The 22,558-nt window shown below is 57.2% G+C and carries 17 protein-coding genes and 1 pseudogene; 8 read left to right on the forward strand and 10 right to left on the reverse strand.

Going from position 1 to position 22,558, the window contains the following annotated elements; all coding sequences use genetic code 11:
* Window positions 1-5 precede the first annotated feature (5 nt).
* Entirely contained in the window at window positions 6-998 is a 993-nt protein-coding gene (locus C5L10_RS21815) for an alpha/beta hydrolase (RefSeq protein ID WP_105431368.1), read from the forward strand.
* A gap of 268 nt (window positions 999-1,266) precedes the next feature.
* Here the strand turns inward: C5L10_RS21815 and C5L10_RS21820 are convergent.
* The 6 genes and pseudogenes from C5L10_RS21820 to C5L10_RS21845 all read right to left on the reverse strand — a co-directional run bounded on the left by C5L10_RS21820 (window position 1,267) and on the right by C5L10_RS21845 (window position 10,129).
* A pseudogene (locus C5L10_RS21820) lies at window positions 1,267-2,034 on the reverse strand (DUF4147 domain-containing protein).
* A gap of 113 nt (window positions 2,035-2,147) precedes the next feature.
* A complete protein-coding gene (gene pyc, locus C5L10_RS21825; RefSeq protein WP_105431369.1) occupies window positions 2,148-5,612 on the reverse strand; it encodes a pyruvate carboxylase in 3,465 nt (1,154 codons plus the stop codon).
* Between the two features lie 153 nt (window positions 5,613-5,765).
* Window positions 5,766-7,283, reverse strand: a complete 1,518-nt coding sequence (locus C5L10_RS21830) for an amidase (RefSeq protein ID WP_105431370.1) — start codon at window positions 7,281-7,283, stop codon at window positions 5,766-5,768.
* A 62-nt stretch (window positions 7,284-7,345) separates the two neighbouring features.
* The gene (locus tag C5L10_RS21835) at window positions 7,346-8,194 is read right to left on the reverse strand and encodes an ABC transporter permease (RefSeq protein ID WP_105431371.1); all 849 of its coding nucleotides are present in this window, start codon (window positions 8,192-8,194) and stop codon (window positions 7,346-7,348) included.
* Window positions 8,191-9,027, reverse strand: coding sequence for an ABC transporter ATP-binding protein (locus C5L10_RS21840; protein ID WP_105431372.1), 837 nt, complete (start codon window positions 9,025-9,027; stop codon window positions 8,191-8,193). The genes C5L10_RS21835 and C5L10_RS21840 overlap by 4 nt, the downstream gene beginning before the upstream one ends.
* 55 nt (window positions 9,028-9,082) lie before the next feature.
* On the reverse strand, window positions 9,083-10,129 hold the full coding sequence (locus C5L10_RS21845) for an ABC transporter substrate-binding protein (RefSeq protein ID WP_105431373.1): 1,047 nt from the start codon (window positions 10,127-10,129) through the stop codon (window positions 9,083-9,085).
* A 342-nt stretch (window positions 10,130-10,471) separates the two neighbouring features.
* Between C5L10_RS21845 and C5L10_RS21850 the strand changes: the two genes are divergently transcribed.
* On the forward strand, window positions 10,472-11,128 hold the full coding sequence (locus C5L10_RS21850; protein ID WP_245448093.1) for a GntR family transcriptional regulator: 657 nt from the start codon (window positions 10,472-10,474) through the stop codon (window positions 11,126-11,128).
* Between the two features lie 68 nt (window positions 11,129-11,196).
* Here C5L10_RS21850 and C5L10_RS21855 read toward each other — a convergent pair whose 3' ends face one another.
* The 3 genes from C5L10_RS21855 to C5L10_RS21865 are packed head-to-tail and all read right to left on the reverse strand — an operon-like array spanning window position 11,197 to window position 15,073.
* Window positions 11,197-12,693, reverse strand: coding sequence for an amidase (locus tag C5L10_RS21855; RefSeq protein ID WP_105431374.1), 1,497 nt, complete (start codon window positions 12,691-12,693; stop codon window positions 11,197-11,199).
* 39 nt (window positions 12,694-12,732) lie between these two features.
* Entirely contained in the window at window positions 12,733-13,476 is a 744-nt protein-coding gene (locus C5L10_RS21860; protein ID WP_105431375.1) for an enoyl-CoA hydratase/isomerase family protein, read from the reverse strand.
* The gene (locus tag C5L10_RS21865) at window positions 13,469-15,073 is read right to left on the reverse strand and encodes an acyl CoA:acetate/3-ketoacid CoA transferase (RefSeq protein WP_245448095.1); all 1,605 of its coding nucleotides are present in this window, start codon (window positions 15,071-15,073) and stop codon (window positions 13,469-13,471) included. Before C5L10_RS21865 ends, C5L10_RS21860 begins: the two co-directional genes overlap by 8 nt.
* A gap of 296 nt (window positions 15,074-15,369) precedes the next feature.
* On the opposite strand from C5L10_RS21865, the gene C5L10_RS21870 reads away from it, so the two are divergent.
* The 5 genes from C5L10_RS21870 (at window position 15,370) to C5L10_RS21890 (ending at window position 20,215) form a co-directional block, all read left to right on the forward strand.
* Window positions 15,370-16,644 carry an ABC transporter substrate-binding protein gene (locus C5L10_RS21870; RefSeq protein WP_172717108.1) on the forward strand — a complete coding sequence of 425 codons (1,275 nt, stop codon included), beginning with the start codon at window positions 15,370-15,372 and terminating at the stop codon, window positions 16,642-16,644.
* Between the two features lie 170 nt (window positions 16,645-16,814).
* Window positions 16,815-17,678 (forward strand): branched-chain amino acid ABC transporter permease, encoded by an 864-nt coding sequence (locus C5L10_RS21875; RefSeq protein WP_172717109.1) that lies wholly within the window; start codon window positions 16,815-16,817, stop codon window positions 17,676-17,678.
* Window positions 17,679-17,686: 8 nt separating this feature from the next.
* Window positions 17,687-18,775, forward strand: a complete 1,089-nt coding sequence (locus C5L10_RS21880) for a branched-chain amino acid ABC transporter permease (protein WP_172717110.1) — start codon at window positions 17,687-17,689, stop codon at window positions 18,773-18,775.
* Window positions 18,775-19,500, forward strand: coding sequence for an ABC transporter ATP-binding protein (locus C5L10_RS21885; protein WP_105431379.1), 726 nt, complete (start codon window positions 18,775-18,777; stop codon window positions 19,498-19,500). The genes C5L10_RS21880 and C5L10_RS21885 overlap by 1 nt, the downstream gene beginning before the upstream one ends.
* 10 nt (window positions 19,501-19,510) lie before the next feature.
* Window positions 19,511-20,215: an ABC transporter ATP-binding protein gene (locus tag C5L10_RS21890; protein ID WP_105431444.1), complete on the forward strand. Its 705-nt coding sequence runs from the start codon at window positions 19,511-19,513 to the stop codon at window positions 20,213-20,215.
* Window positions 20,216-20,316: 101 nt separating this feature from the next.
* On the opposite strand, the gene C5L10_RS21895 is transcribed toward C5L10_RS21890, so the two are convergent.
* Window positions 20,317-21,912: an FAD-dependent oxidoreductase gene (locus tag C5L10_RS21895; RefSeq protein WP_105431380.1), complete on the reverse strand. Its 1,596-nt coding sequence runs from the start codon at window positions 21,910-21,912 to the stop codon at window positions 20,317-20,319.
* A gap of 41 nt (window positions 21,913-21,953) precedes the next feature.
* Here C5L10_RS21895 and C5L10_RS21900 point away from each other — a divergent pair, with 41 nt between their 5' ends.
* Window positions 21,954-22,445 (forward strand): MarR family winged helix-turn-helix transcriptional regulator, encoded by a 492-nt coding sequence (locus C5L10_RS21900; RefSeq protein WP_205837078.1) that lies wholly within the window; start codon window positions 21,954-21,956, stop codon window positions 22,443-22,445.
* The last annotated feature ends 113 nt before the right edge of the window (window positions 22,446-22,558 follow it).

A 22,558-nucleotide genomic window follows, 5' to 3' on the forward strand; every position in this document is an offset into this window, starting at 1 on the left:
CGATCATGGCAGACAACATAATCGACCTCGAAGAAATCCTGTTCGAGGACCATCACATCACCTGCGACACACCCGGGATCACCCTGTACTTGCGCAACAAGCGTCGTCGAGGGATAGAACGGTTTGGTCCGGAAAGGACCATCGTCATGGTGCACGGCGCAACCTATTCTTCAGGCAGCCTTTATGACGTCCGACTTGGGGGCATGTCCTATATGGACTTTCTCGCGGCTCGCGGATTTGACGTCTTTGCCGTCGACGTTCGCGGCTATGGCCACTCCACTCGCCCACCCGAAATGGAACAAGACGCAACCCTCTCGCCACCTGTAGTCAAGACCGAAACCGGTGTCATCGATCTAGGTCACGCGGTTGATTTCGTCTTGCGGCATCGCGGGCTGGATCGTGTAAACATTTTTGGTATGTCCTGGGGCGGTACTGTCGCTGGAGCGTTTAGTGCGGACAACCCCGAGAAGGTCGTCAAGCTCGCGCTGCTCGCGCCGCAATGGCTCAGCGACAAGCCCATTCCTATCGACACGGGCGGAAAACTGGACGCCTACCGACTTGTTCCGGTTCTCGAAACGAAAGCGCGCTGGCTTTCGACTGCACCTGAAAACGCGCGAGATAGACTGGTGCCGGAGGGATGGTTTGATACTTGGGCTGAGGCGACCCTCGCTGAGGATCCGTGGAGCAGTGGAAAGTCGCCTGAGCGTCTTCGCGCATCCAACGGCCCTATCCAGGACATCCGTGATTATTGGCGGGCAGGTCGCCCTTTTTACGATCCGACGCGCATCAACGCACCCACTCTTCTTGTGCATGGTGAATGGGATGTCGACGTCACGATCGATCTTGCGCTTTCGATCTTTCAGAAGCTGACGGGCGCGCCATACAAGCGCTGGGTCGAGATCGGGGAAGCCACGCATCTCGTGCTGATGGAGAAGAACAGAATGCAGGCCTTCGAGGCCATCGCATCCTTTTTCTCAGAACAATACGCGCCGGAATGAGAACTTGGGGCGCCGCCAAAATTCCCCCGCTACGTACGGCGGTTGATTTGACTACTTTGTAGTACAGCTCTTACAAGAAGCCATTGACTCATGAGGCCGCGACCGTCGCGGCCTCATCGCTTTTGGATAAACTGCCTTTCAAGGTGGATGGATGTTTGGGCGGAAGCAGATTTATTTCCAATGCCCCATTGCGGGAAACATTCGCCGCCTGTTGGAGTAGGCCGAAATTTTGCGAAGCCCAAGGGGGGATAGGAACTCCGCCCATTGATTACGCGACAAGAATGGCTCGAACATCATTCAAGTTTATCAAGGTTGAGCCGGTAACCAAAAGGTCATCGATGCCCGAAAGGCCATATAGCTATCGTGATCGGCCAAGTATTTTCGCGTATCTATTCCGATTCCTTCATCTGACAGATGGTGGCGGGCTTCACGAAAGCTCCTGCCGCATCCCCGCTGCCGTCAATGCCAGCAGTATCGCCGGCAATTGCCCAGATCCCATCGCGTTCGTCCGACCCTGAACCTTCCACGGTTGGTCCGGATGCAATGTCTGCTGGGTCATCACCAGGAACATCCGAAATTGCCAGAGTCACGACTTTTGCTGGATAGGCGGCCTGGGCCAGACATCCTCCATTGATCAGCGACACCTTCCTTCTGATCGAGTTCATTTCAGAAATCGTCGCACCGCTCAACAGCAGCGCTCTGTTGACCTCCTTTTTATCCGCTATGGTCATCCCCCCGGCTGGAGCGATCAGAAGAGACGGGCCTCCCCCTGACATAAGCGAAACCACAAGATCCTCGGGTTTGAGATCGTGCACGGCGGCAAACATGCGCCGAGCAACTTCGATACTCATGCACCGGATGGGATGCCTCCAGAACTTCAATCCGGCCTGCGGGAAGCGTGTGCCTGTAACGTGTTACAACAAACCCCCGAAAGATCGACATCCGGCCAGGCAGCGTCCAGAGCCGCCGCGCTTGCTTTGCCTGCGCCGACGACGATGCATCGACCCCTCGGACGTTCCGGGAGATGCCTTTGGATCGCGCTGAAAGGTAAGCGACGAGCATGTAGTGCTAGCGCCGGCGCGTGTCACCGCCCGATGCTCCGAATATGGCACGGCTTCATTCATGTCGCTAGAACGAGAATACCGCTCGCTACTCCCGATAGACGGCGAGCAGGTCCTTGGCGTCGATCTGGTCGCCAGTCTTGACGAGAACTTCGGCGATCGTGCCGTCCTTCTCGGCGTGGATGGCCGTTTCCATCTTCATCGCCTCGATCGACACCAGCACATCGCCGGCATTGATGCCCTGCCCCGGTGAGACGAAGACCCGGGAGATGACGCCCGGCATCGGCGCACCGATATGGGTAGCATCTCCCGGCTCCGCTTTTCGGCGAGCCGCCGCATTTTGGGTACCGTGGACGCGATTCGGCACCTTGATACGGCGCGGCTGGCCGTTGAGCTCGAAGAAGATGGTCACCATGCCCTGGCTGTCGGTCGCGCTCATTGCCTGGTTGACGATGACGAGCGTCTTGCCCTTTTCGATGTCGGCAAACAGCTCCTCGCCGTCACCCAGACCGTAGAAGTAGGCAGGTGTCGGCAAGACCGAAACCGGGCCGTAGGTATCGGATGCCAGCGCAAAATCGGTGAAGACCTTCGGATACATCAAGTAGGAGGCAAATTCGAAATCGCTGACCTCGCGCTCCAGCTTGGTCTCGATGACCTTACGCTCCGCATCGAGATCGGCTTCCGCAAGCAGCGAGCCCGGGCGAACGGTGTAGGGTTTGTCGCCCTTCAGCGCCTTCCTCTGCAGCGCCTCCGGCCAACCGGACGGCGGCTGTCCGAGATCGCCCTTCAGCATCGAGACAACCGATTCAGGGAAGGAAACTTCCTTGTCCGGGCTGACGACATCGGCAACCGTCAGGTCCTGGGAAACCATCATCAGCGCCATGTCGCCGACGACCTTCGAGGACGGCGTCACCTTGACGATATCGCCGAACATCTGGTTGGCGTCGGCATAGGCCTGCGCCACGCGATGCCAGCGGGTCTCGAGCCCGAGCGAGCGGGCCTGTTCCTTGAGATTGGTGAACTGGCCACCCGGCATCTCATGGAGATAGACTTCAGAGGCCGGTCCCTTGAGATCGCTCTCGAAGGCCGCGTATTGATGACGCACCGCTTCCCAGTAGAAGGAGATGCGGCGGATCCATTCGGGATCGAGGCCCGGATCGCGTTCGGAACCACGCAGCGCTTCGACGACCGAACCGAGGCAGGGCTGCGAGGTATTGCCCGACAGCGCATCCATCGCCGCGTCGACGGCGTCGACACCGGCATCGACGGCCGCAAGAACGGTCGCAGCAGCGATGCCCGACGTATCATGCGTGTGGAAATGGATCGGCAGGCTGGTTGCCTCGCGCAGCGTCTTGAAAAGCACCTTGGCAGCAGCAGGCTTCAGCAGGCCTGCCATGTCCTTCAACGCGATAATATGCGCTCCAGCCTTTTCGAGCTCGACCGCCAGATCCGTGTAATACTTCAGATCGTATTTCGGGCGCGCCGAGTTCAGGATGTCGCCCGTATAGCAGATCGCCGCCTCGCAGAGCTTATTCTCTTCGTTGATCGCATCCATCGAGACGCGCATGTTCTCGACCCAATTCAGACAGTCGAACACGCGGAAAAGATCGATGCCGCCCTTCGCAGCTTGGCGGACGAAATATTTGACGACATTGTCAGGGTAGTTCGTGTAGCCGACGCCGTTGGCACCCCGCAGCAGCATCTGCAGCAGCAGGTTCGGCGCCGCTTCGCGGACCTGCGAAAGCCGCTCCCAGGGATCTTCGGTCAGGAAGCGCATGGAAACGTCGAAGGTCGCGCCACCCCAGCATTCCAGCGAAAGCAGATTCGGCAGAGCATGCGCATAGGTGCCGGCAATGCGGGCGATGTCATAGGTGCGCATACGGGTCGCGAGCAGCGACTGGTGGCCATCGCGCATCGTCGTATCGGTCATCAGCAGGCGCTTTTCGTTGCGCATCCATTCGCCGAACTTCTTCGGCCCGAGCGTGTCGAGCAGCTGCTTGGTTCCGTCAGGGATACCGCCACCGTTCGTATAGGGCACGGCGGGCTCGGCAATGCCCGCGGATGGCTTTGGCCGGTCCTTGGCTTCCGGGTGACCATTGACGGTGACATCGGCCAGGTAGGTCAGCAGCTTGGTGGCGCGGTCCTGACGCTTGACCTGCTGGAAGAGCTCCGGCGTCGAGTCGATGAAGCGCGTCGTGTAGCTGTTATCCTTGAAGCTCGGATGCGTGATGATCGCTTCAAGGAAGGTCAGGTTGGTGGCGACGCCGCGGATACGGAACTCGCGCAGTGCGCGGTCCATGCGGGAAATCGCTTCCGAAGGGTTCGGCGCCCAGGCCGTGACCTTCACCAGCAGCGGATCATAATAGCGGGTGATGATGGCGCCTGAATAGGCGGTGCCGCCATCGAGGCGGATACCGAAGCCCGATGCCGAACGGTAGGCAGTGATGCGGCCGTAATCCGGGATGAAGTTATGCTCCGGATCTTCGGTAGTGATGCGGCACTGCAGCGCGTGGCCGTTGAGCTTGATGTCTTCCTGCTTCGGAACGCCCGATTCAGGCGTGCCGATCGCGAAGCCGTCGAGGATATGGATCTGTGCCTTGACGATATCGATGCCGGTGACGACTTCGGTGACGGTGTGCTCGACCTGGATACGCGGATTGACTTCGATGAAGTAGAATTTGCCGGTATCGGCATCCATCAGATATTCGACAGTGCCGGCACCGATATAGTTGGTGGCCTTGGCGATCTTCAGCGAATAGGCAGCCAGTTCCTGGCGCTGCGCTTCGGAGAGATAAGGCGCGGGCGCCCGCTCGACCACCTTCTGGTTGCGGCGCTGGATCGAACAGTCGCGCTCGAAGAGATGCACGACATTGCCATGCGTGTCGCCGAGAATCTGGCTTTCGACATGGCGGGCGCGCTCGACGAGCTTTTCGAGATAGACCTCGTCCTTGCCGAAGGCGGCCATCGCCTCGCGCTTGGCTTCCACGACTTCCTTGGCGAGGTCTTTCGGATCACGAATGGCGCGCATCCCGCGCCCGCCGCCGCCCCAGGACGCCTTCAGCATCACCGGATAACCGATCTCCTCGGCCAACTTGGCGACAACCTTTATGTCGTCAGGCAGCGGCTCGGTTGCCGGAACGACGGGAACACCGACGGAGATTGCAAGATTGCGGGCCGCGACCTTGTTGCCGAGCTGACGCATCGTATCGGGCTTCGGACCGATGAAGATGATGCCGGCTGCGTTGCAGGCATCGACGAATTCGGGACTTTCTGACAGCAGGCCGTAGCCCGGATGAATGGCATCGGCGCCCGACAGCTTGGCGACGCGGATCACCTCATCGATCGACAGGTAGCTCTCGATCGGCCCGAGGTCGCGGGCAAGATGTGGTCCGCGGCCGACCTGATAACTTTCGTCGGCCTTGAAGCGGTGCAGCGCGAGCTTATCTTCCTCTGCCCAGATCGCGACCGTTTTGATCCCTAGCTCGTTCGCCGCGCGGAACACGCGAATGGCAATCTCGGAGCGGTTCGCGACAAGAATCTTTGATATAGGCAAGTTGAACTCCAAAATGTGGTTACACCGAAGCAAGCGAAGTTGCGCCGGCTCTCATGCGGAGTGCAGAGAGCCGACAATGGAGAACGGTGACGTGATCAAACAGTAGTTTCATGGCAGGATGGACGGATCTCGGGGCACATCAGCCTCGACTGCTCAATTCGAGCGGAAAGGTACCTCGCGTTCAAAGGCCTTGGCGACGGCGAGCATTGTATGCTCCTCGAAATGCCTACCGACAATCATCATGCCGATAGGCATGCCTCCGACCGTTCCACAAGGAATTGAGAGGGCAGGATGTCCCGTTGCGTCGAAGGTCGCGGTGTTATGCATCATGTTGAGCGCGATCTCCATGAAACGTTCAAGTGGAGCCTCTGGCTCGTGACGCGGTGCGGTGGTGGGCGTCGTCGGCATGACGAGAATGTCGACCTCGCTGAGCACTTGGTCGTAGGCCGCCCGTAGCTTTCGCCGAAGATTTTGGGCTTTCGCATAAAACACACCGCCGGTTTGCTCGGCGAGATAATGCCCGAGCAGAATGACGCCCTTAACAGTAGGCGAGAAGAGCTGCGCTTTCTCCAGCTTGGCCTTTCGATAGAAATCAATAAGGCCGATATCCTGGAGGGCTTGCGAGCCGTAAGCAATGACGTTGTCACGAACCATGACGCTCCAAGCGCCCTCGGTGGCTATTCCTGTCCAGATATCGAGACCGTGAAGGTGCATCGGCACGGAAACCTGTTTCACCTTCATTCCCAATTTTCCGAAGGCATCAGCGGCCTGCCGCACGGCGTCGTCAACATCGGGATCTGAGATCCCTTCCAATCCAAAACCCTCCTTGAGAATGCCGACCCGCAAGCCTGACACATCGGCTTCGAGTGCGGCAGTGTATGACGGAAGTGCATGAGGCACCTCGATCTGACGGGAGTCCAGGCCGTCCCGCCCGGCGATTACCTCAAGCATCAGGGCGATGTCATCGACCGTTCGCGCCATAGGTCCGAGGTGATCGAGACTGGGCTCGATCGGAAACGCGCCGGTATAGGGAACCAGTCCCCAACTCGGCTTAAGACCGACGACGCCGCACCACGATGCGGGGATGCGAACAGAACCACCCTGATCTCCTCCTACCGCGATATCGCATTCATTTGCGGCTAAAAGCGCGCCGTTTCCGCTCGACGAACCGCCCGACATCCGCTGCGTGTTCAACGGATTGAGAACCGGTTCTGGATAGGAGGTATGTGAACCACCGGAGAAGCAGAGATTTTCTGAGACTGCCTTGCCTGCGATTTCGGCACCCGCCGCCAGGATCCGGGAGACAACGGTGGCATCGGAGTCGGAAACATAGCCTTCAAGTATCGCGGAGCCGTTCAGAAGCGGAACGCCGGCAACCGAGATATTGTCCTTGATCGCGACCCTTTTGCCATGCAACGCCCCAGCCTCCGCAGAGCGGATGGATGTTTTCCATGCCCATGCGCCATATGCATTTTGACCTGGAAGGGGTGCATGTCCACAGTTCCGATCGAGCGTCCGGGCGGTAGATCCCGAAAGGTCCTCTATAGTTGTGTAAGATGCCAGCGATTTTGCGATCGAGTTCTGGAACGCTCCAATTTCTGCTTCGCTCAGAACAAAATGGTTTGCTTCCGCAATTCGGTGAAGATCGTGATCCGTCGGTTGTTTCAGCATCGTGCTCCCCATCAACTGGTTATGTCTCGGCCAGCCGCCGGGAGGGTGGCTGGCCGTTGTTTTCAGCGGCTGTTGGCGCTCTTCCACTTCAGCAGGAAGCGCTCCAAAACACCCACGGCCATGCTCAGGACGAAGGCAAGAATCATCAGGCTGAAGATGCCCAAGAGAACAAGCGGAATGTTGTAGTTCGCCCCCGCGATGAGGATGATGTTGCCGAGGCCCGCTTCAGAGGAAATGTATTCTCCGATCACGGCACCGATGAGGGCGAAACCTACATTCAGCTTGGCGGCAGCTACGACCCAGCCATATGAGGACGGGATGACGACCTTGGTAAAGATCTGGATCTTCGTTGCCCCGAAAGACCTGAGAAGCTTGATAAGATCCTTGTCGACCTGTTGGGCTCCTTCGTAGGCTTGAAGAAGCGCGACGATGACGCAGGAGACGGTGGCCAGGATGATCTTGGACTCGATTCCGACTCCAAACCAGATGATGATGAGCGGGCCAAGGGCAAGCACCGGAATAGAGCCGAGAGCGAGAATGTAGACCCCCATAACCCGCGCAACGAAACGTGAGTACCAGAGGCCAAGCCCGATAGCGGTGCCGATCAGGCTACCGAGCAAAAAACCGATGATAGTCTCAAGTCCGGTCACGTAAGCCCCGTACAGGAGGGAACCGTTCTCTATACGGGCCATCGCCAGTTTTAGAACCTGTGAGGGCGAGCCAAAAAGAAATGTGCTTATGCTCCCCGTTCTCGCCCCCCATTCCCAGGCGCCAAAAAGCAGGACCGCGATCAACAACTGAACAACACGAACCAGGACACTTTCACGCCGCTCGCGGCGCTCAATCTCACGGGCCGCATTTCGTTCATCAGTGGCGTTGAGGGCGAGTCTTTTGTGAACAGCGTCCGTCATTGTGCACGCTCCTTCCTCAGATCTGTGACGACCTCGAGCTGATTCCAGATGGCAGCATAGTGCGTATGGAATTCAGGGTTCTTGCGGGCGTCGATGGGGGATTCACGCTTCATGTTGAGGCGAATGGTTCGCAGATCTCGAACGGTACCGGGACCCTTGCTCAGAATGTAGACCTTGTCAGCGATGGACACGGCTTCTTCGATATCGTGGGTGATAAATAGAACTGTGCGCTTCAGTTCCCGAACCATCTCGAGCAGATCGGCTTCAAGCGCGACACGCGTTGGATAATCCAGCGACTGAAAGGGCTCGTCCATGAGGATGATGTCCTGCCCCATGACCAGCGTCCGCATAAGCGCGACCCGCTGGCGCATGCCGCCCGATAGGGCTGCTGGATAGCTATCGCGATATTTTTCCAGCCCAAAGAGCTTCAGATAGGCGATGGCCTTCTCCCGGGCTTCGACGAAAGGTTGTCGCTGGATCTCCAGCCCGATTGTGACGTTCTGAACGATTGTACGCCATGGAATGAGCAGGTCCTTCTGCTGCATGTATCCCATGCGGCCGGCAATGCCTGCTCGGACAGGCGTGCCATCAACCAGAACCTCGCCTGAGGTCGGATCGAGCAAGCCGGCGATGATGTTGAAAAGTGTGCTCTTCCCACACCCGCTTGGACCGACGATGCAGGTGAATTCCTGGTCGCGCGCGAGAAGGTCGATATGGCGCAATGCTTGAACCGTGCCTTCCTTCGTTGCGAACGATTTGGAAACGGATTTGACCTCTACGCGAGCACGGGGTTCGGTTGAGCCGGGAGCCTCGGATTTGTTTTCTGCACTCATGATATTACCTCCGAAAGGGCATGCGGGTACTTTCCCACATGCCGGATCACCGCTGTCACTGGGTTACGGTTTTGGCGATCGGACGGGGTTCGGACCATTCGATCCTCCCCAGCGTGCGATAGGCAGATAAAGCAGCCCCATTATCGAGGCCTTCTTCGACCGTTGCTGCCTTTTTGATCGTGCCGACGAAGAGATGCATTTTCTGATTGGCCGTGAAGGCATTGTATTCCGCAAATGCATGTTCAGGATAAGCCAGCTCGGAGATCATCCGTTCGACTGCTCTTCGGACGATCTTCTCGTCGAGGTCGGGAAACTCGCGGATGGCGATTTTAACGGCCTCCTCCGGATGACGGTAGATATACTGGCTCGCCTTCTCAAAAGCGTTCATTACCTTTTGGTGCGTCAGCGGATTTTTCTCGATGAATGCCTGGGTCGTGTTCAGGCTCGAAAACAGATACGGCCTGGAAGCCGCCGCAAACGAGAACGCGACGTGCAAGCCTTGGTCCTCCGCCTGTTCTACCACTGGCGGATAGGATAGCCCGATATCCGTCTGGCCCGCAAAAACCGACGCCATTTCGCTGCCGATCGGCACCTGCACGTTCGTGTATGTGCTATCCGATGGCTTAATACCAAGTCGCTGCGCCAGATCTGTTAGGCGTGCCCAGCCGGAGTCCGGCTGTGGCTGTGTGGAAATCTTGTAGCCCTGAGATAGAAGATCCGAGAAATTAGCGGTTAGCTTGATGTTCGAGTTCTTGGCCAGGGCATAGATGGTCTCAGCATTGCAGATGGTGCCGACAACGATACCAGGTCCACCTTGTTCCCGGCTTATAGTAGGGAAAACCGGGTCTTGGACCGAGTAGTCGGCGCTGCCTCCGAGGACTGCCGACCAGGCCTGCGAACCGCCGCCGCCGGTTGTCACCTTAACGTTGACGCCTTCCTCTTCGAAGAACCCGGCGTCATGTGCTACGTAGAGGCTGAGGTAGAGCAATGACTGGAAGGCCTGATTGATGCGTACAGGCTTGGCTTCCTCTGCCATGGCCGGACTGACGAATACTAGGGCTGCGGAAATTGTAGCAGCTGTGCATATCGTTCGGATGTTCATAGTTCCCGCTCCGTTTCTTTGTTGATTTCTGCTGAGTTTTTTCTCGGCGTGATAGACGTGCCCCTTGGCCGTCGACTGACCTTTCGTGCAGCGATCTGTGCTGAGTGCCTCACTGGGCGACCACTAGTATCTCAGATGTTTTCTTTAGCGCAAGGGCATATTTTCGTTTGCGCTGCTGATCTCGCCGCTCCGGCACGAATTCATGTTTTTGCGTGCCCAGATGGCAGCTAACGGCTAAAAGTATCACCGGACACTGGACGCCACTGATATACAACTGATAAGCAAACTAGAGCATGGCCAACTGGTCATCGGCGGAAAGACGGTGTGAAATTGGAGATGAAGTTGAAAGCGAAGATCGACCAGGAATCGATGGCGGAGAAAGCGTATCGTCGCATCGAAGAAATGATCGTGATGCAGGATCTCTCGCCCGGCTCAATGATTTCAGAAGCGCAACTCGGCCAAGAACTGGGTTGCGGTCGGACTCCGGTTCGGGAAGCTTTGCAGCGGCTGAAGCTTGAGGGATATATTGATGTTCATCCTCGCCGGGGTGCGCTGGTCACCCCGGTCGACGTCTTGAAGCAATTGGAGCTTTTGGAGGTACGACGCTCGTTGGAAGACCTCGGCGCCCGCCTTGCCTCGGTACGTGCAACTGGTGCAGAGAGGCGCAGGCTGATCGAATTGGCAGACGAGATAGACGCCGCGGCCGGCACAGGCGACCGCTCCAAGTTCTACGAAGCGAACAAAGCTATTCACGAGATGGTGGCAGCGGCGACCCACAATGAGACCTTCGAGAAAACGATCAGGGCCGTGCACGGTCTATCCCGGCGTTTTTGGTATGCTTATATTGGGGAGGAGCAGATGAAGGCCGCTGCTAAGCTTCATGCTAAAGTAGTCACGTCCATTGCCCACAACGCTCCCGCAGATGCGGCCGAACATGTTGTTCAACTCATGGACTATCTCGAGAGCCTAACCAGAATGGCAATCGAGCGGCGCATTTAAATCGATTTTGGTTCAAGTCGGGCCGCTGGATGCGGCCCGGGAGGTCGGGGAGCGTGAAAGGCAGGCCCCTATGCCGAGGCCCTTTCAAACACATCGGCAACAGCAAGCAGCTTTTGGTCCTCGAATTTCCTGCCGACGAGCATCATACCCACCGGTAGTCCACCGGACGTCCCGCAGGGGACGCTTAGCGCAGGATGCCCTGTCATGTTGAAGGGTGCGGTGTTGGCCACCATGTTCCATCCCGCGAGCACAAGTTCTTCCGGGGACTGGTTCGGATTGTAAACGTGCGCCTTCATTGGCGTTGTCGGCATCAGCAAAATATCGACCTGTTCTAACAACAGATCGTAACCTGCCCGCAGGGCAGCTCGCATATTCTGCGCCTTCGCGTAGAAGCACCCTTGATAGTCTTCACGCATGTAAGTTCCAAGCATCAGGTTGAATTTCGCTTGTAAGGGCATTCCATTGCCCCTTTCACGCATGCCCGTGCCGAAAGCCTGCGAGAGTTCCGGATTGTACGCGCCATCCCAATGGTGCCCATGACCATTGCCCTGGAAGGTCGCCGTCACGCCTTCGGCGAACACCCCCCAAACAATCGGCCCAGCCATCGCGTGGCCGGGATAGGAAACCTCGACGATCGTCGCGCCAAGCGTCTCGAGCGCTTTTGCTGCGCCTAGCACGGTTGCATCGACGTCTGGCTCGCTGCCTACCGTGCCAAAACCTTCGCGTAGGATGCCTATTTTGATGCCGCTTAGGTTCTTCCGGTCGAGCGCGCCGACGTAGTCGACAACTGTAACCTCCCGCTGTCGCGGATCAAGCGGATCCTTGCCCGCGATGGCGGCAAGCGTCTCAGCCACCTCTCGCGCCGTTCGGGCCATTGGACCGGTGTGGTCGAAGGTGAGATCGTATCCGAGAATGCCGGTATACGGCACAAGCCCGTAGGTCGGCTTTAATCCGACCACGCCGCACCAGGACGCGGGAATCCTGATCGATCCCGCTTGGTCTCCACCGATGGTGATGTCGACCTCGCCGGAGAGCAAGGCTGCCGCCGACCCACCTGATGAGCCACCTGCGAGCCGCGTCTCGTCATGTGGATTGCGTGTAGGTCCGTGTGCGCTGGTATCGCCGGCGCCGGAGAAGGCAAGATTGTCCATATTCACGACGGCAACGATTTCGGCCCCTGCGGAAAGCAGGCGTGACACGATCGTTGCATCCTGCTGCGGGGTGAAGTCGACAACATCCGAACCACACGTCATCGGCACGCCAGCGATGCTAACGTTGTCCTTGATGCCGATCCGCTTGCCATGAAGCGGGCCCTCGCTCGCGCCGCGTATGGACAGCTTGCGGACAAAAGAATTGCAAAAATTCTCATGCGGCGCGGGTCGACGGCCTGGGTCTCGCGTCGGCGGGACGCTTTTTGAAACTGGGCTCGCTTCTAGAGCGTCGTACTGCTCCAGAATATGGTCGAACAGCGCCGTATATGAACTCTCCTCTTCCGAACCGATGGAGAAATGGTTGGCGCTTGCAAGTTTGTGAAGCCGATCGATGCTGGGGCGACGGATGCTCATTGACTATTCTCCCTTTGTCTGACTGCCGTGCGGTGCCGCCTATTTCTTGACGGCAAAGTTTTTCAATGTAGCTGCGGCCGCCTCATGGGCACAGTTTTCGGCGAAAATCGCCCCGGCCTGAGCGTCCCACACTTCCGCCGCACCTAGCACTTCCGCCTGGAAGTAGCGTTTGGTCGATTTTACCGCCACGCGCGGTAGGGCAGCAAGGCGCGCGGCAATCTCCCGCGCTTTTTCAAGTGCCCCATCCGGCGGGGCCAGATAGTCAGCAACGCCGAGATTGCATGCTGTGGCGCCATCCAGAACCTCGTAACCCCAGACGAGCCGACGAGCCGTCGTCATTCCAACGCGGCTTGCGAGCGCCCTCAGTCCCCAAGGCGGCAGCCAGCCGTTGGGAACCTCTGGCAGGCTCCACTTTGCGGTCTCAGCCGTGACGACAAGATCGCACGACATCGCGAGAATGAACCCCCCACCAAGGGCATGCCCCTCGACGGCGGCGATGACAGGAAGATCGAGAAACCCGATGGCACGAGCCATGCGTGCGGTATGGGCCTCGTGGCGAACCATCCCGCTAACGTCCATGGCGCCGAGTTCTTTGAGATCGCTTCCCGCGCAGAAACTTGGGGCGGCGCCAGTCAGGACAACTGCTCCGATATCGGCATTTCCGCCTAGTTCGAGGAGCTTCTCTTCGAGCGCCTCGACCAATTCAGTGCCCAGAGCGTTCCGGCGTGTCGGGCGGTTGATCGTCAAAATGGCGACCCGATTTTCGATGGACAGATCAAGCATGAGCCACCTCCGCCGTCGGCGCTTCTGCAGCCGTCTCCAGGAAAAGCGATCGGTCCATAAGTGGTAACGGATCGGCAATTTCCGCCGGGGCGTAATCCATCCGCTCCAACACATCGCGCCTGATATCGACACCAGGAGCGATCTCCGACAGTCTTAGCCCTTGCGGTGTGACATCGAACACGGCGCGTTCCGTGACAATCTTTGCGGTCTGCCCTCTGTCGCGTACGCCGTCCAGCACGCGATAGGTGACACTGTCCGCCTGTTTAGCAAATTTCGAGATCCGGCCGTCCTGCAGAATCTTGAGTTTTCCGTCCTCGAAGACTGTTTCCAAGCCGCCGGTCGTGAACGTCCCGGTGAAAACAAGTCGTTTGGCATTGTGAGCGATGTCAATGAAGCCGCCAGCGCCAGGATTTGCGGCTCCGAATTTCGATACATTCACGACCCCATCGGCGTCGAACTGGGCGAAGGCCAAGGCGGCGAAACGGCATAAGCCGCCATCGATAGCATCGAACTGATAAAGGCCATCCATGATCGCATCCGGATTGATGTTTGCAGAGAATTGCCATCCGGACATCACGACGCCACCATACGATCCGTGCTCGGTCGTAAACCAGTAGTCATGACCTGCTGGATCGTTAAGCATGCCTTCCTCGGCCATTACCAGAGGGATGTCTGCAGACGCGCCGAATCCGAATATCGACAGCTCCCGTTTGCGCACTTCATGAGCGGCGCGCCGCGCGATGACCTTGTCTGCGGACATGGCCGGTTTTGGCAACTCACCGATCGGGCGCCGGCTTCCTGAGAAATAGGCAGAATCAAACGGAGTGTGTGATGTCATCATCATGTCGGGCACCACAACGACGTCATCGATGAAATATCCCGGAACGGAGGTTTGGGAGGCCAGCCGTTGGCCGGTCGGGACGATACGCCGGACCTGTGCAATGACTCGCCCTCCCGACGCCTTGGCCGCCAAAATCAAGCCGATGCTTGCCGAAACTAAAGCTTCGTCTTCCCATGACAGGTTGCCGTACTCATCGGCGGAAGATGCCCTGACAATTGCGACATCAATTGGCCATGTTGGATAGTAGAGCATCTTGCGACCCTCAAAATCGACCTTCCGGATGAGGTCCTCCGTCGCAAGTGAAGTGAACCGGCCACCGCCTTGGTCCGGGTCTGCATAGGTGCCAATACCAATGTCGGTGAGATAGCCTGGGCCCTTGCGAGCAACCTCACGCAACCAGTGCATTGATGCACCTATCGGCCATGAATAGGCTTCGATCCTGTTTTCGCGAATGAGCCGCATCAGTTCCGGCCGCCTCCCGGTCGCCGGGTCAACTGGGTTGATGTAGGACCCAGCGACGATGCGCTTCATTAAGCCTTCCTTGGCGACGTGATCCATCCCCTTGATGCCCTGCGCATCCCCGGTCCCACATGGGAAGTAGAACGTCAGGCCGTGCGGCGAACCTGTTTCGGCGAACCGATCACCAAGTGCCTTCAAAACTGCGTCCGGCGTTACCCACCCTATCACGCCGACCGAGGCTACGGTTGCGCCGTCGGCAATGCCTGACACGGCCTCCTGTGAGGAAACAACTCTCATTATCTTCACCTTCCAATGATGACCGAAACAGTCGCGCGACCTGAAAACATCGACCAATTCGATGCACTCACTCACGCTACATGATGCTGACATATCAATGGTGCACAAGAAAATCAATACTCTCAAGCTTGGATTGGTCCGGTTTTCGCGATACAACAACCAGATCCGCATGATTAGCCCTATTTGACCTGTTGTGTTTCATACACTCGTTGACACGTGATATGTTACTAGGTTATCAAGGTAAAGCTTGCCCATCGGGCCGATTGACCTTCTTCAGAACACGACAGGGGAATGCCATGAACGACAGTCAGGAAAGAATGGGAATTACGCGCAAGCAGTTCCTCAGGGGAGTAACGGTAATCGCTGCGGGAAGCTTTGCCGCCCCCGCCATCCTCAGCGTGACTTCGCCTGCGCGGGCAGCCGGAGAAGGACCAGTTAAGCTAGGCTTCCTGTTCGATCAGTCGGGCGGATTTGGTGAATACGGCCTTCCTGCCGTACACGCGGCAGAATTGGCGATCGACGAAATCAACGCGTCTGGCGGCATCAACGGACGGGAGGTCGAGGCTGTGATTGTCGATACCCAGTCCGATACCTCACGATACGTCTCAATGGCGCGAATGTTGATCGGCCGCGATAAGGTCGATGCCATCTTCGGAGCCATCGGCAGCCAGGATCGCGAAGCCATCCGACCGATCGCTCATGCAGCGAAAATTCCCTACTTCTACCCCACTTGCTATGAAGGCGGAGTCGCTGACAATTGGACCTTCTGCACAGGTGTGGTTCCCGAGCAGGGCTTTGCTACGCTCATTCCCTATATGGTGGAGCAGTATGGCGCGAATGTCTATGATCTCGCTGCAGACTACGTTTGGGGTCAACTTTCCACGCTCTGGCTGACGAAATATGTCGGCGCAGCCAAGGGCAAGTTAGTCGGATCGGAGGCCGTTCCGCTCAACGTTTCCGACTTCAACTCGACACTCGGTCGCGTCCAGGCAGCAAAGCCGAACTGGATCTATTCTTCGCTGACGGGGAAGGAGCAGAGTGCATTCTTCACCCAGCGCGCGTCTCTCGGTGTGGACATTCCGCTCTCAGATTTCGTCATTACACTTGCACAGGCTGGCGGCCATCGCCGCATGAAGTCGCCGGTACTCGCAGGCCTGCACGAGACTTTCAGCTATCTGGAAGAATTGCCAGGCGAGCGCAATGCGGATTTCGTGAAGCGTTTCCGAGCAAAATTCCCCGATGAGGTATTCATCAGTCAGCCTGCGCAGAACACTTACGTGGCCGTCCAGCTCTATGCGAAGGCTGCAGCTCTCGCCGGCAGCGTTACTCCTATCGAAATCGTCAAGGCGCTCGAAACCGGCATCTCCTATGATGCGCCGGAGGGTACGGTCCGTGTGGATCCGAAATCCCATCATGTCTCGCACAGTGTGCATCTGGGGAAGGTCGCGCAGGATCACAAGCTCGATTTTCTCAAGACTTGGGAAAACATTGAGCCCTTCTGGCTTGGCAGCATCGGAGTTGATCTGACGAAGAAGTCGGAAAGCCGCCAGTACTCACCCCTCGACGCATAACACATCTGACCAAATCGTGCCGGCGTGCGCCCGGAATTCTCTATGCGCACATCGCCATGGCAGCTTCAGCTTCGGTCGCTCCTTGGAGGGGCACCCTTGTTATGTGGCAGCCCGCCGGTTCGACCCGGCACTCAGTCGACTGCCCCGGAGGCTCCGACACTGGAGAGATCATGTTCGGACTTTTCTATCAGATATTAGCCACTTTCAGCTTTCTCGTCCTGTCTACGACCGGATTGGCGATCATTTTTGGTGTAATGAACATCATCAATTTCGCCCACGCCTCATTCATCATGCTGGGTGCCGTCGTGACCGTTTATCTTGTGAGCGCGGCCAAGCTGTCAGTTTTCCTTGCCATACCTCTGGCCGCTTTGCTTGTTGCGGCGGTGGGCGCATCCCTGGAAGTGACGCTGATCCGGAGGCTATACAATCGAAAGCTTGACTGTCTGCTTGCGACATGGGCAATCAATATCATCATCGTACAAGCTGTTTTCCTGTGGCTGGGAACCAGCCAGCCAGGTATCGATCAGCCCTTCGGATCCTTCACCGTGGGAGATGCAGCCTACAGCTATTATGAACTCTTTCTTGCGGCATGCGCGGCTCTCGTGCTTGGGGCAGTCTTTGTTCTATTCCGGTTTACACGCTTCGGCCTGAATGTCCGAGCCGCAATGCAAAACAGGGACATGGCCGAGGGGCTCGGCACCAATACCACGACGATGTACCTGAAGACGTTTGCACTCGGCGCGGGGCTGGCCGGTCTAACTGGCGCTCTTTACGCACCTCTCATGCCGGTTTCGCCATATTTCGGCGACCGCTTCCTGTGGCGAGCCTTCACTGTCTTGATCGTTGGTGGCGCGGATCCGCTGATTGGGCCCCTGATGTCGAGCGTCGCGCTCGGAGGCGTGTATGGCGGTCTGACGTGGTTTTGGGACTCTGTCGCCGGATCGATCGGCATTCTTCTAATCACGATGATCTTCATTCGGGTTCTGCCTCAGGGCTTTACCGGCTTATGGGACATCCTGCGGGCGAGAAGGTGAATAAAGCGATGCGTTCAAAGTTTTTCGACTTACTTACTGCGCTGAACGGCCCCCAGACCGTAGGCTCCTCGCCTGTCTACTGGCGGAGCTTTGCCATTGTCTGTGGCCTGTTGCTCCTATACCCGCTCTTCGGCGAGGACTACGCCGTCTCGAACAACGGTTTCCTCATGGTTTGGGTTTTCCTCGGCCTAAGCGTATGCATCCTTTGGGGATACACCGGAATATTCAGCTTCGGGCAGACAGCCTTCTTCGGACTGGCTGGTTATGCCTACGGGGTGTTTAGTATCAACATCCCTCCCGAATACAGCATGCTCGCGGCCGTTTGTGCCATCGCCACAATCATGCTCCTTTGCGCAATCGTCGGCTATGTCATCTTCTATGGTGGAATCTCGTCACTCTACATCGCGATCTTCACGCTGATGCTGACGCTACTTGCCGAAACTCTGCTCAGCCGGACGTCCGGCCCGCAGTTTCGAATTGGATCTGCTGTTCTTGGCGGCTCCAATGGAATGGTCGGCGTTCCGCCGCTGCAGATCGGTAGCGGAGATTTCGCCATCGTGTTCATCGACAAACCGTTCTACTGGCTGGTCGCCACCCTGCTGATCCTTGTCTTCCTTGGGCTGCGTTTCTTGCTCAATTCGAACTGGGGTTATCTTATGGTTGCCACTCGCGAAGATCCCCTGCGCACCCAGCTCTTCGGCTATGATATCCGTCGGATACAATTGATTACCTACATCATCGCTGGAGGCCTTGCTGCCCTGGGTGGCGTACTCTTCGCATCGTGGAACAATTTCATCGCACCATCGTCGATGGGCATGACGGCCGCCACTCTACCAATCATCTGGGTTGCGGCCGGGGGCCGTGCGAGCATTCAAGCTGTCGCGATCTCCACGTTCACCCTTCAATGGGTCAATCAGCAACTCGCTTATGGCGGCGGAGAATATTCGCTGATGTTCTTTGCTATCCTCTTGCTCTGCACTGTCATGCTGTTCCCACAGGGTCTCGTGACCACCATTGAATTGGCCCTGGAAGCTTATCTTGCCCGTCGACGTGCCAGCCGCCTTGTAAAGACGCAACTGATTGGAGGACGTCTATAATGTCCGATCTGGTAAGGGTTGAAAATCTTCACAAGTCATTCGGTGGCTTGCAAGTCCTGCGCGGAATGAGCTTCCGTGTTCCCCAGGGAGAGATGCGTGTTCTCCTCGGTCCTAATGGATGCGGCAAATCGACCTTTCTGAAGACAATGATCGGATTGCATCGCGCCAGCGCCGGCGAGATCAGGTTAGCGGGCAGACGCATCGACGGATTGCATCCCCACGAGATAGCGCGGTTAGGCATCAGCACTAAGCTACAGGTTCCGAGTGTCTTTAGGGAGCTCAGCGTCTATCAAAACATCCGCATCGCTGTTCAACGGCAGACGGGTCGGGACGCTCGTTCCCGCAACATAGTGATCGATGAGACCCTCGACATGATCGGCCTACTAACGCAGGCAGGGAATCGAGCCGGGAATCTATCCCACGGGCACCAGCAATGGCTTGAAATTGGAATGGCGATCGCCACGCAACCTCGCATCTTGCTGTTAGACGAGCCGACTGCAGGGATGACCCCTGAAGAAACGCAACAGACGGTACGAATTGTGTCGCGTCTAAACCGAGAGAAAGGCATGACCGTCATCATCGTCGAGCATGATATGGCCTTTGTATCGGCACTCGACGCTCCGATCTTGGTTCTCAATCAGGGCTCGATCTTTTTCGAAGGAACGCTGCGGCAGGTTAGAGCCCACGAAGGCGTGAAGGAAATCTATTTTGGATCAAGAGCATAGGACAATGGCCATGCTGCAAATTAGCGACATTACCAGCGGCTATGGTAGAACAATGGTCCTGCAAAATCTTAGCCTCAGTGTTCCGAAGGGCAAGGTAACCGCGATTGTGGGGAGAAATGGGTCGGGTAAAACAACCTTGATCCGGACCGTAATGGGCTACAATAGACTTCAATCAGGCACCATCAGCATTGAGGGACAATCTGTTGAGCGCCAGGTGACTGCGGCTCGCGCTCGGGCCGGCCTAGGTTATGTTCCCCAGGGCCGGCACATATTTCCAGATCTTACAGTTGCCGAGAACCTTGAAATGGGGATGAATGTCTCATCCGATGTCCCCAACCGAAAGATGCTCATGAAGGAGATTCATGAGATGTTTCCAATTCTCGAGGAGCGTCGGCGGCAAAAAGGTGGCACGATGTCCGGCGGCCAGCAGCAGATGGTTGCGATAGGTCGTGCTCTGGTCGGCAATCCTAAACTTCTTCTGCTGGATGAACCTTCAGAAGGAATTCAGCCGTCCATCGTCGGAGAGATAGAACAGCATATTATCCGGCTGCGCGATCGGATGGGGTTGACGATCCTCGTAGCCGAACAAGATGTGACGCTGATCAAGACCGTCGCCGATATCTGTTACGTTCTAGATATGGGACGGATCGTAGGCGCTTTAGAAAGAGAGGAATTTGCAGGGACAGATGCGCTCGAGCGACACCTTGCGCTTTGAAGGGCATCAGAATCCAATGGCAAATTAAGCGACCCTGCCCGTCATTTCCTCCCGGTATGGCTTTGTTCGACATTCGCCAGGACCGAATACTCACCTACAGTTCAGTCAGTGCGTTTTCGAACGAAAGAGTCACCCCTTATTCTGGGAGCGCTGGACGCACTGGGGCTTGAGTAGGCGAGCCGTTCAGAGTCAGAACGGTTTGCCGTTGTCAGCCCTACATCGTCGAAGGCCCGTTGCAGTTTTGCAGTATCGCCGGACGCCACGATCGCCGCGACATATCCATCAGGCCGAACGAGCACCCATTCGCCCAATGCGAGTCCGTAGGCGTGACGGAAATGTGCCCCCTCGTCTTCAAGTTCGCGTCCGCGACCGATCCGGTGGATGCGAAGGCCCTTCTGGCTTTTTATGACATCACCCAACGTCTCATAACCAACTAAGGTCCAGTGCGGGCCTGTGAACAGATCGAACAGACGCCTAGTGTATCCCGCCGCACCGCGCAACGGCGCATCAGGCGCGCGATCTCCTGCGAGGAGCGTTCCATGGCGTCCGGATGAATCGGAAATCAATGACGACGCTCGATATCCGATATCCAGTTGCCGCACCTCTCGGCCCCGCTGCGTTCCTCCTCGCTTCGCTGCTTCGAGCAAATCCGTCGCGAGCCCCAGCATCGCCTCAGCGACAGGGCGCCGTTCTTCCTCATAGCTGTCGAGCAATCGGTAGGGGGCGCCGCCAAGCACCGCTGCCAGCTTCCATCCGAGATTGTAGGCGTCCTGCACACTGGTATTAAGGCCCTGACCACCCGTCGGTGGATGGGTGTGAGCAGCGTCGCCGACAAGAAACACCCGTCCAATCCGGTAGCGCTCTGCAAGGCGAGCATTCATCGTATAAGCAGACGCCCAGGACACTGACTGCACCATGATGTCGCTTCGGCCAGTCTTTTCGGTGATCATTTGTTGCAGCCCTTGGGCGGACAAGTCGACCTCGCCCTCCGGCGGGATCGGTGCCTGGATCTGAAAAAGTTCGGTTCCCGCGAGCGGACAAACCGAAACCATCCGCTGCATGTCTCCGCTGTTGAACTGGTGCCAGGCCTGACGGTCAAGGCCCGACAGCGAGACATCTGCTACCAGAGCACGTACACCAAGTGTTTTTCCAGGAAAGTCCACACCAAGCGAACCTCTTACAAAGCTCCGGCCGCCGTCTGCACCAATAAGATACTCGCAACGAACAACTTCTTGACCAGATGGCCCTGCAAGCCAAGTGGTTACAGATTCTTCGTCCTGTTCGAAGGCAACAAGCTCAAGTCCGAACTCGACATGATGGCCGAGTTCAGCTAGCCGCTCACGCATCACCTTCTCCGTAAGGAATTGCGGCACCATCAGGGCGATCTGATAGGGTTCCGTGGGTGTCGGCTCAGCTCGCTCGCCCATATCCTTCTCCACGAAGGTGCCATCGTCCCGATACTCGCGCATCCGCGGATAGATGCCACCAGCCGCGACAATACGATCGATGATTTCAAGGTCTTCGAAGACTTCCTGCGTTCTCGGTTGAATACCCTTGCCGCGCGAGCCCGCAAATGGCTGGTTCATTTTCTCGACGAGGCGGAACGAGACGCCGCGTCTCGCTAGGTCGATGGCAAGTGTGAGACCGGCAGCGCCCGCGCCGCAAATCAAGACTTCGATGACGTTATCAACTTTCATTTTTGCCTCCAATGTGTATGATGCACATATCATCAGGAGGCATGGCCATGTCAACAAAAAAAGTGCAAAATGCACATATCTTGAAATCACTGCCCGAGCTGCACCGTTCGCTCATGGATATTGCCGGGCTCATGAATCGTCCGGAACGGGATGCGCAATTGCTGGAACTGGCGGGGCTGACACTTGAGCGCGCCCTGTTTCCGCTCCTCGTGGGTATCGAGCGGCGTGGACCAATTGGAGTTGTCGAGCTCGCCGATGGTGTGGGGCGGGACTACACGACCGTAAGCCGTCAGGTCGCCCGTCTCGAGCAACTCGGTCTTGTCGAACGCCATTCGCTGCCAACCGACAAAAGAGTGCGTGAAGCGCTCATAACGGCAAAGGGGAAGGCCGCGACCGACGCTCTCGACAGGGCGCGAGAAAGAATGGCCCTATCCCTCCTAAAAGACTGGACGCGTGAAGACTTTGACCAATTGGTTCGCCTCATGCGGATGTTCGCCGACAGCATCGCCGCTGCGCCCGCGCAAGAAGGCTAGACGCGACGCCATATATTGGCAAATTGTATCCGAGCCCACTGACGCCCAATGGGTCAAGTCGGTCGGACCGCGGGTACTCCAAGATCAAACAAGATGCGAAGAGCGGATGACAC

This window comes from Neorhizobium sp. T6_25 (genome assembly GCF_002968555.1).
Classification (GTDB): domain Bacteria; phylum Pseudomonadota; class Alphaproteobacteria; order Rhizobiales; family Rhizobiaceae; genus Neorhizobium.

Coding starts and splice junctions, on each gene's coding strand:
- C5L10_RS21885 (WP_105431379.1), top strand. CDS start 18,775: ATGTCCGATCTGGTAAGGGTTGAAAATCTTCACAAGTCATTCGGTGGC.
- C5L10_RS21875 (WP_172717109.1), top strand. CDS start 16,815: ATGTTCGGACTTTTCTATCAGATATTAGCCACTTTCAGCTTTCTCGTC.
- C5L10_RS21845 (WP_105431373.1), bottom strand. CDS start 10,129: ATGAACATCCGAACGATATGCACAGCTGCTACAATTTCCGCAGCCCTA.
- C5L10_RS21880 (WP_172717110.1), top strand. CDS start 17,687: ATGCGTTCAAAGTTTTTCGACTTACTTACTGCGCTGAACGGCCCCCAG.
- C5L10_RS21895 (WP_105431380.1), bottom strand. CDS start 21,912: ATGAAAGTTGATAACGTCATCGAAGTCTTGATTTGCGGCGCGGGCGCT.
- C5L10_RS21855 (WP_105431374.1), bottom strand. CDS start 12,693: ATGAGCATCCGTCGCCCCAGCATCGATCGGCTTCACAAACTTGCAAGC.
- C5L10_RS21840 (WP_105431372.1), bottom strand. CDS start 9,027: ATGAGTGCAGAAAACAAATCCGAGGCTCCCGGCTCAACCGAACCCCGT.
- C5L10_RS21830 (WP_105431370.1), bottom strand. CDS start 7,283: ATGCTGAAACAACCGACGGATCACGATCTTCACCGAATTGCGGAAGCA.
- C5L10_RS21865 (WP_245448095.1), bottom strand. CDS start 15,073: ATGAGAGTTGTTTCCTCACAGGAGGCCGTGTCAGGCATTGCCGACGGC.
- C5L10_RS21900 (WP_205837078.1), top strand. CDS start 21,954: ATGGCCATGTCAACAAAAAAAGTGCAAAATGCACATATCTTGAAATCA.
- C5L10_RS21835 (WP_105431371.1), bottom strand. CDS start 8,194: ATGACGGACGCTGTTCACAAAAGACTCGCCCTCAACGCCACTGATGAA.
- C5L10_RS21870 (WP_172717108.1), top strand. CDS start 15,370: ATGAACGACAGTCAGGAAAGAATGGGAATTACGCGCAAGCAGTTCCTC.
- C5L10_RS21860 (WP_105431375.1), bottom strand. CDS start 13,476: ATGCTTGATCTGTCCATCGAAAATCGGGTCGCCATTTTGACGATCAAC.
- C5L10_RS21890 (WP_105431444.1), top strand. CDS start 19,511: ATGCTGCAAATTAGCGACATTACCAGCGGCTATGGTAGAACAATGGTC.
- C5L10_RS21815 (WP_105431368.1), top strand. CDS start 6: ATGGCAGACAACATAATCGACCTCGAAGAAATCCTGTTCGAGGACCAT.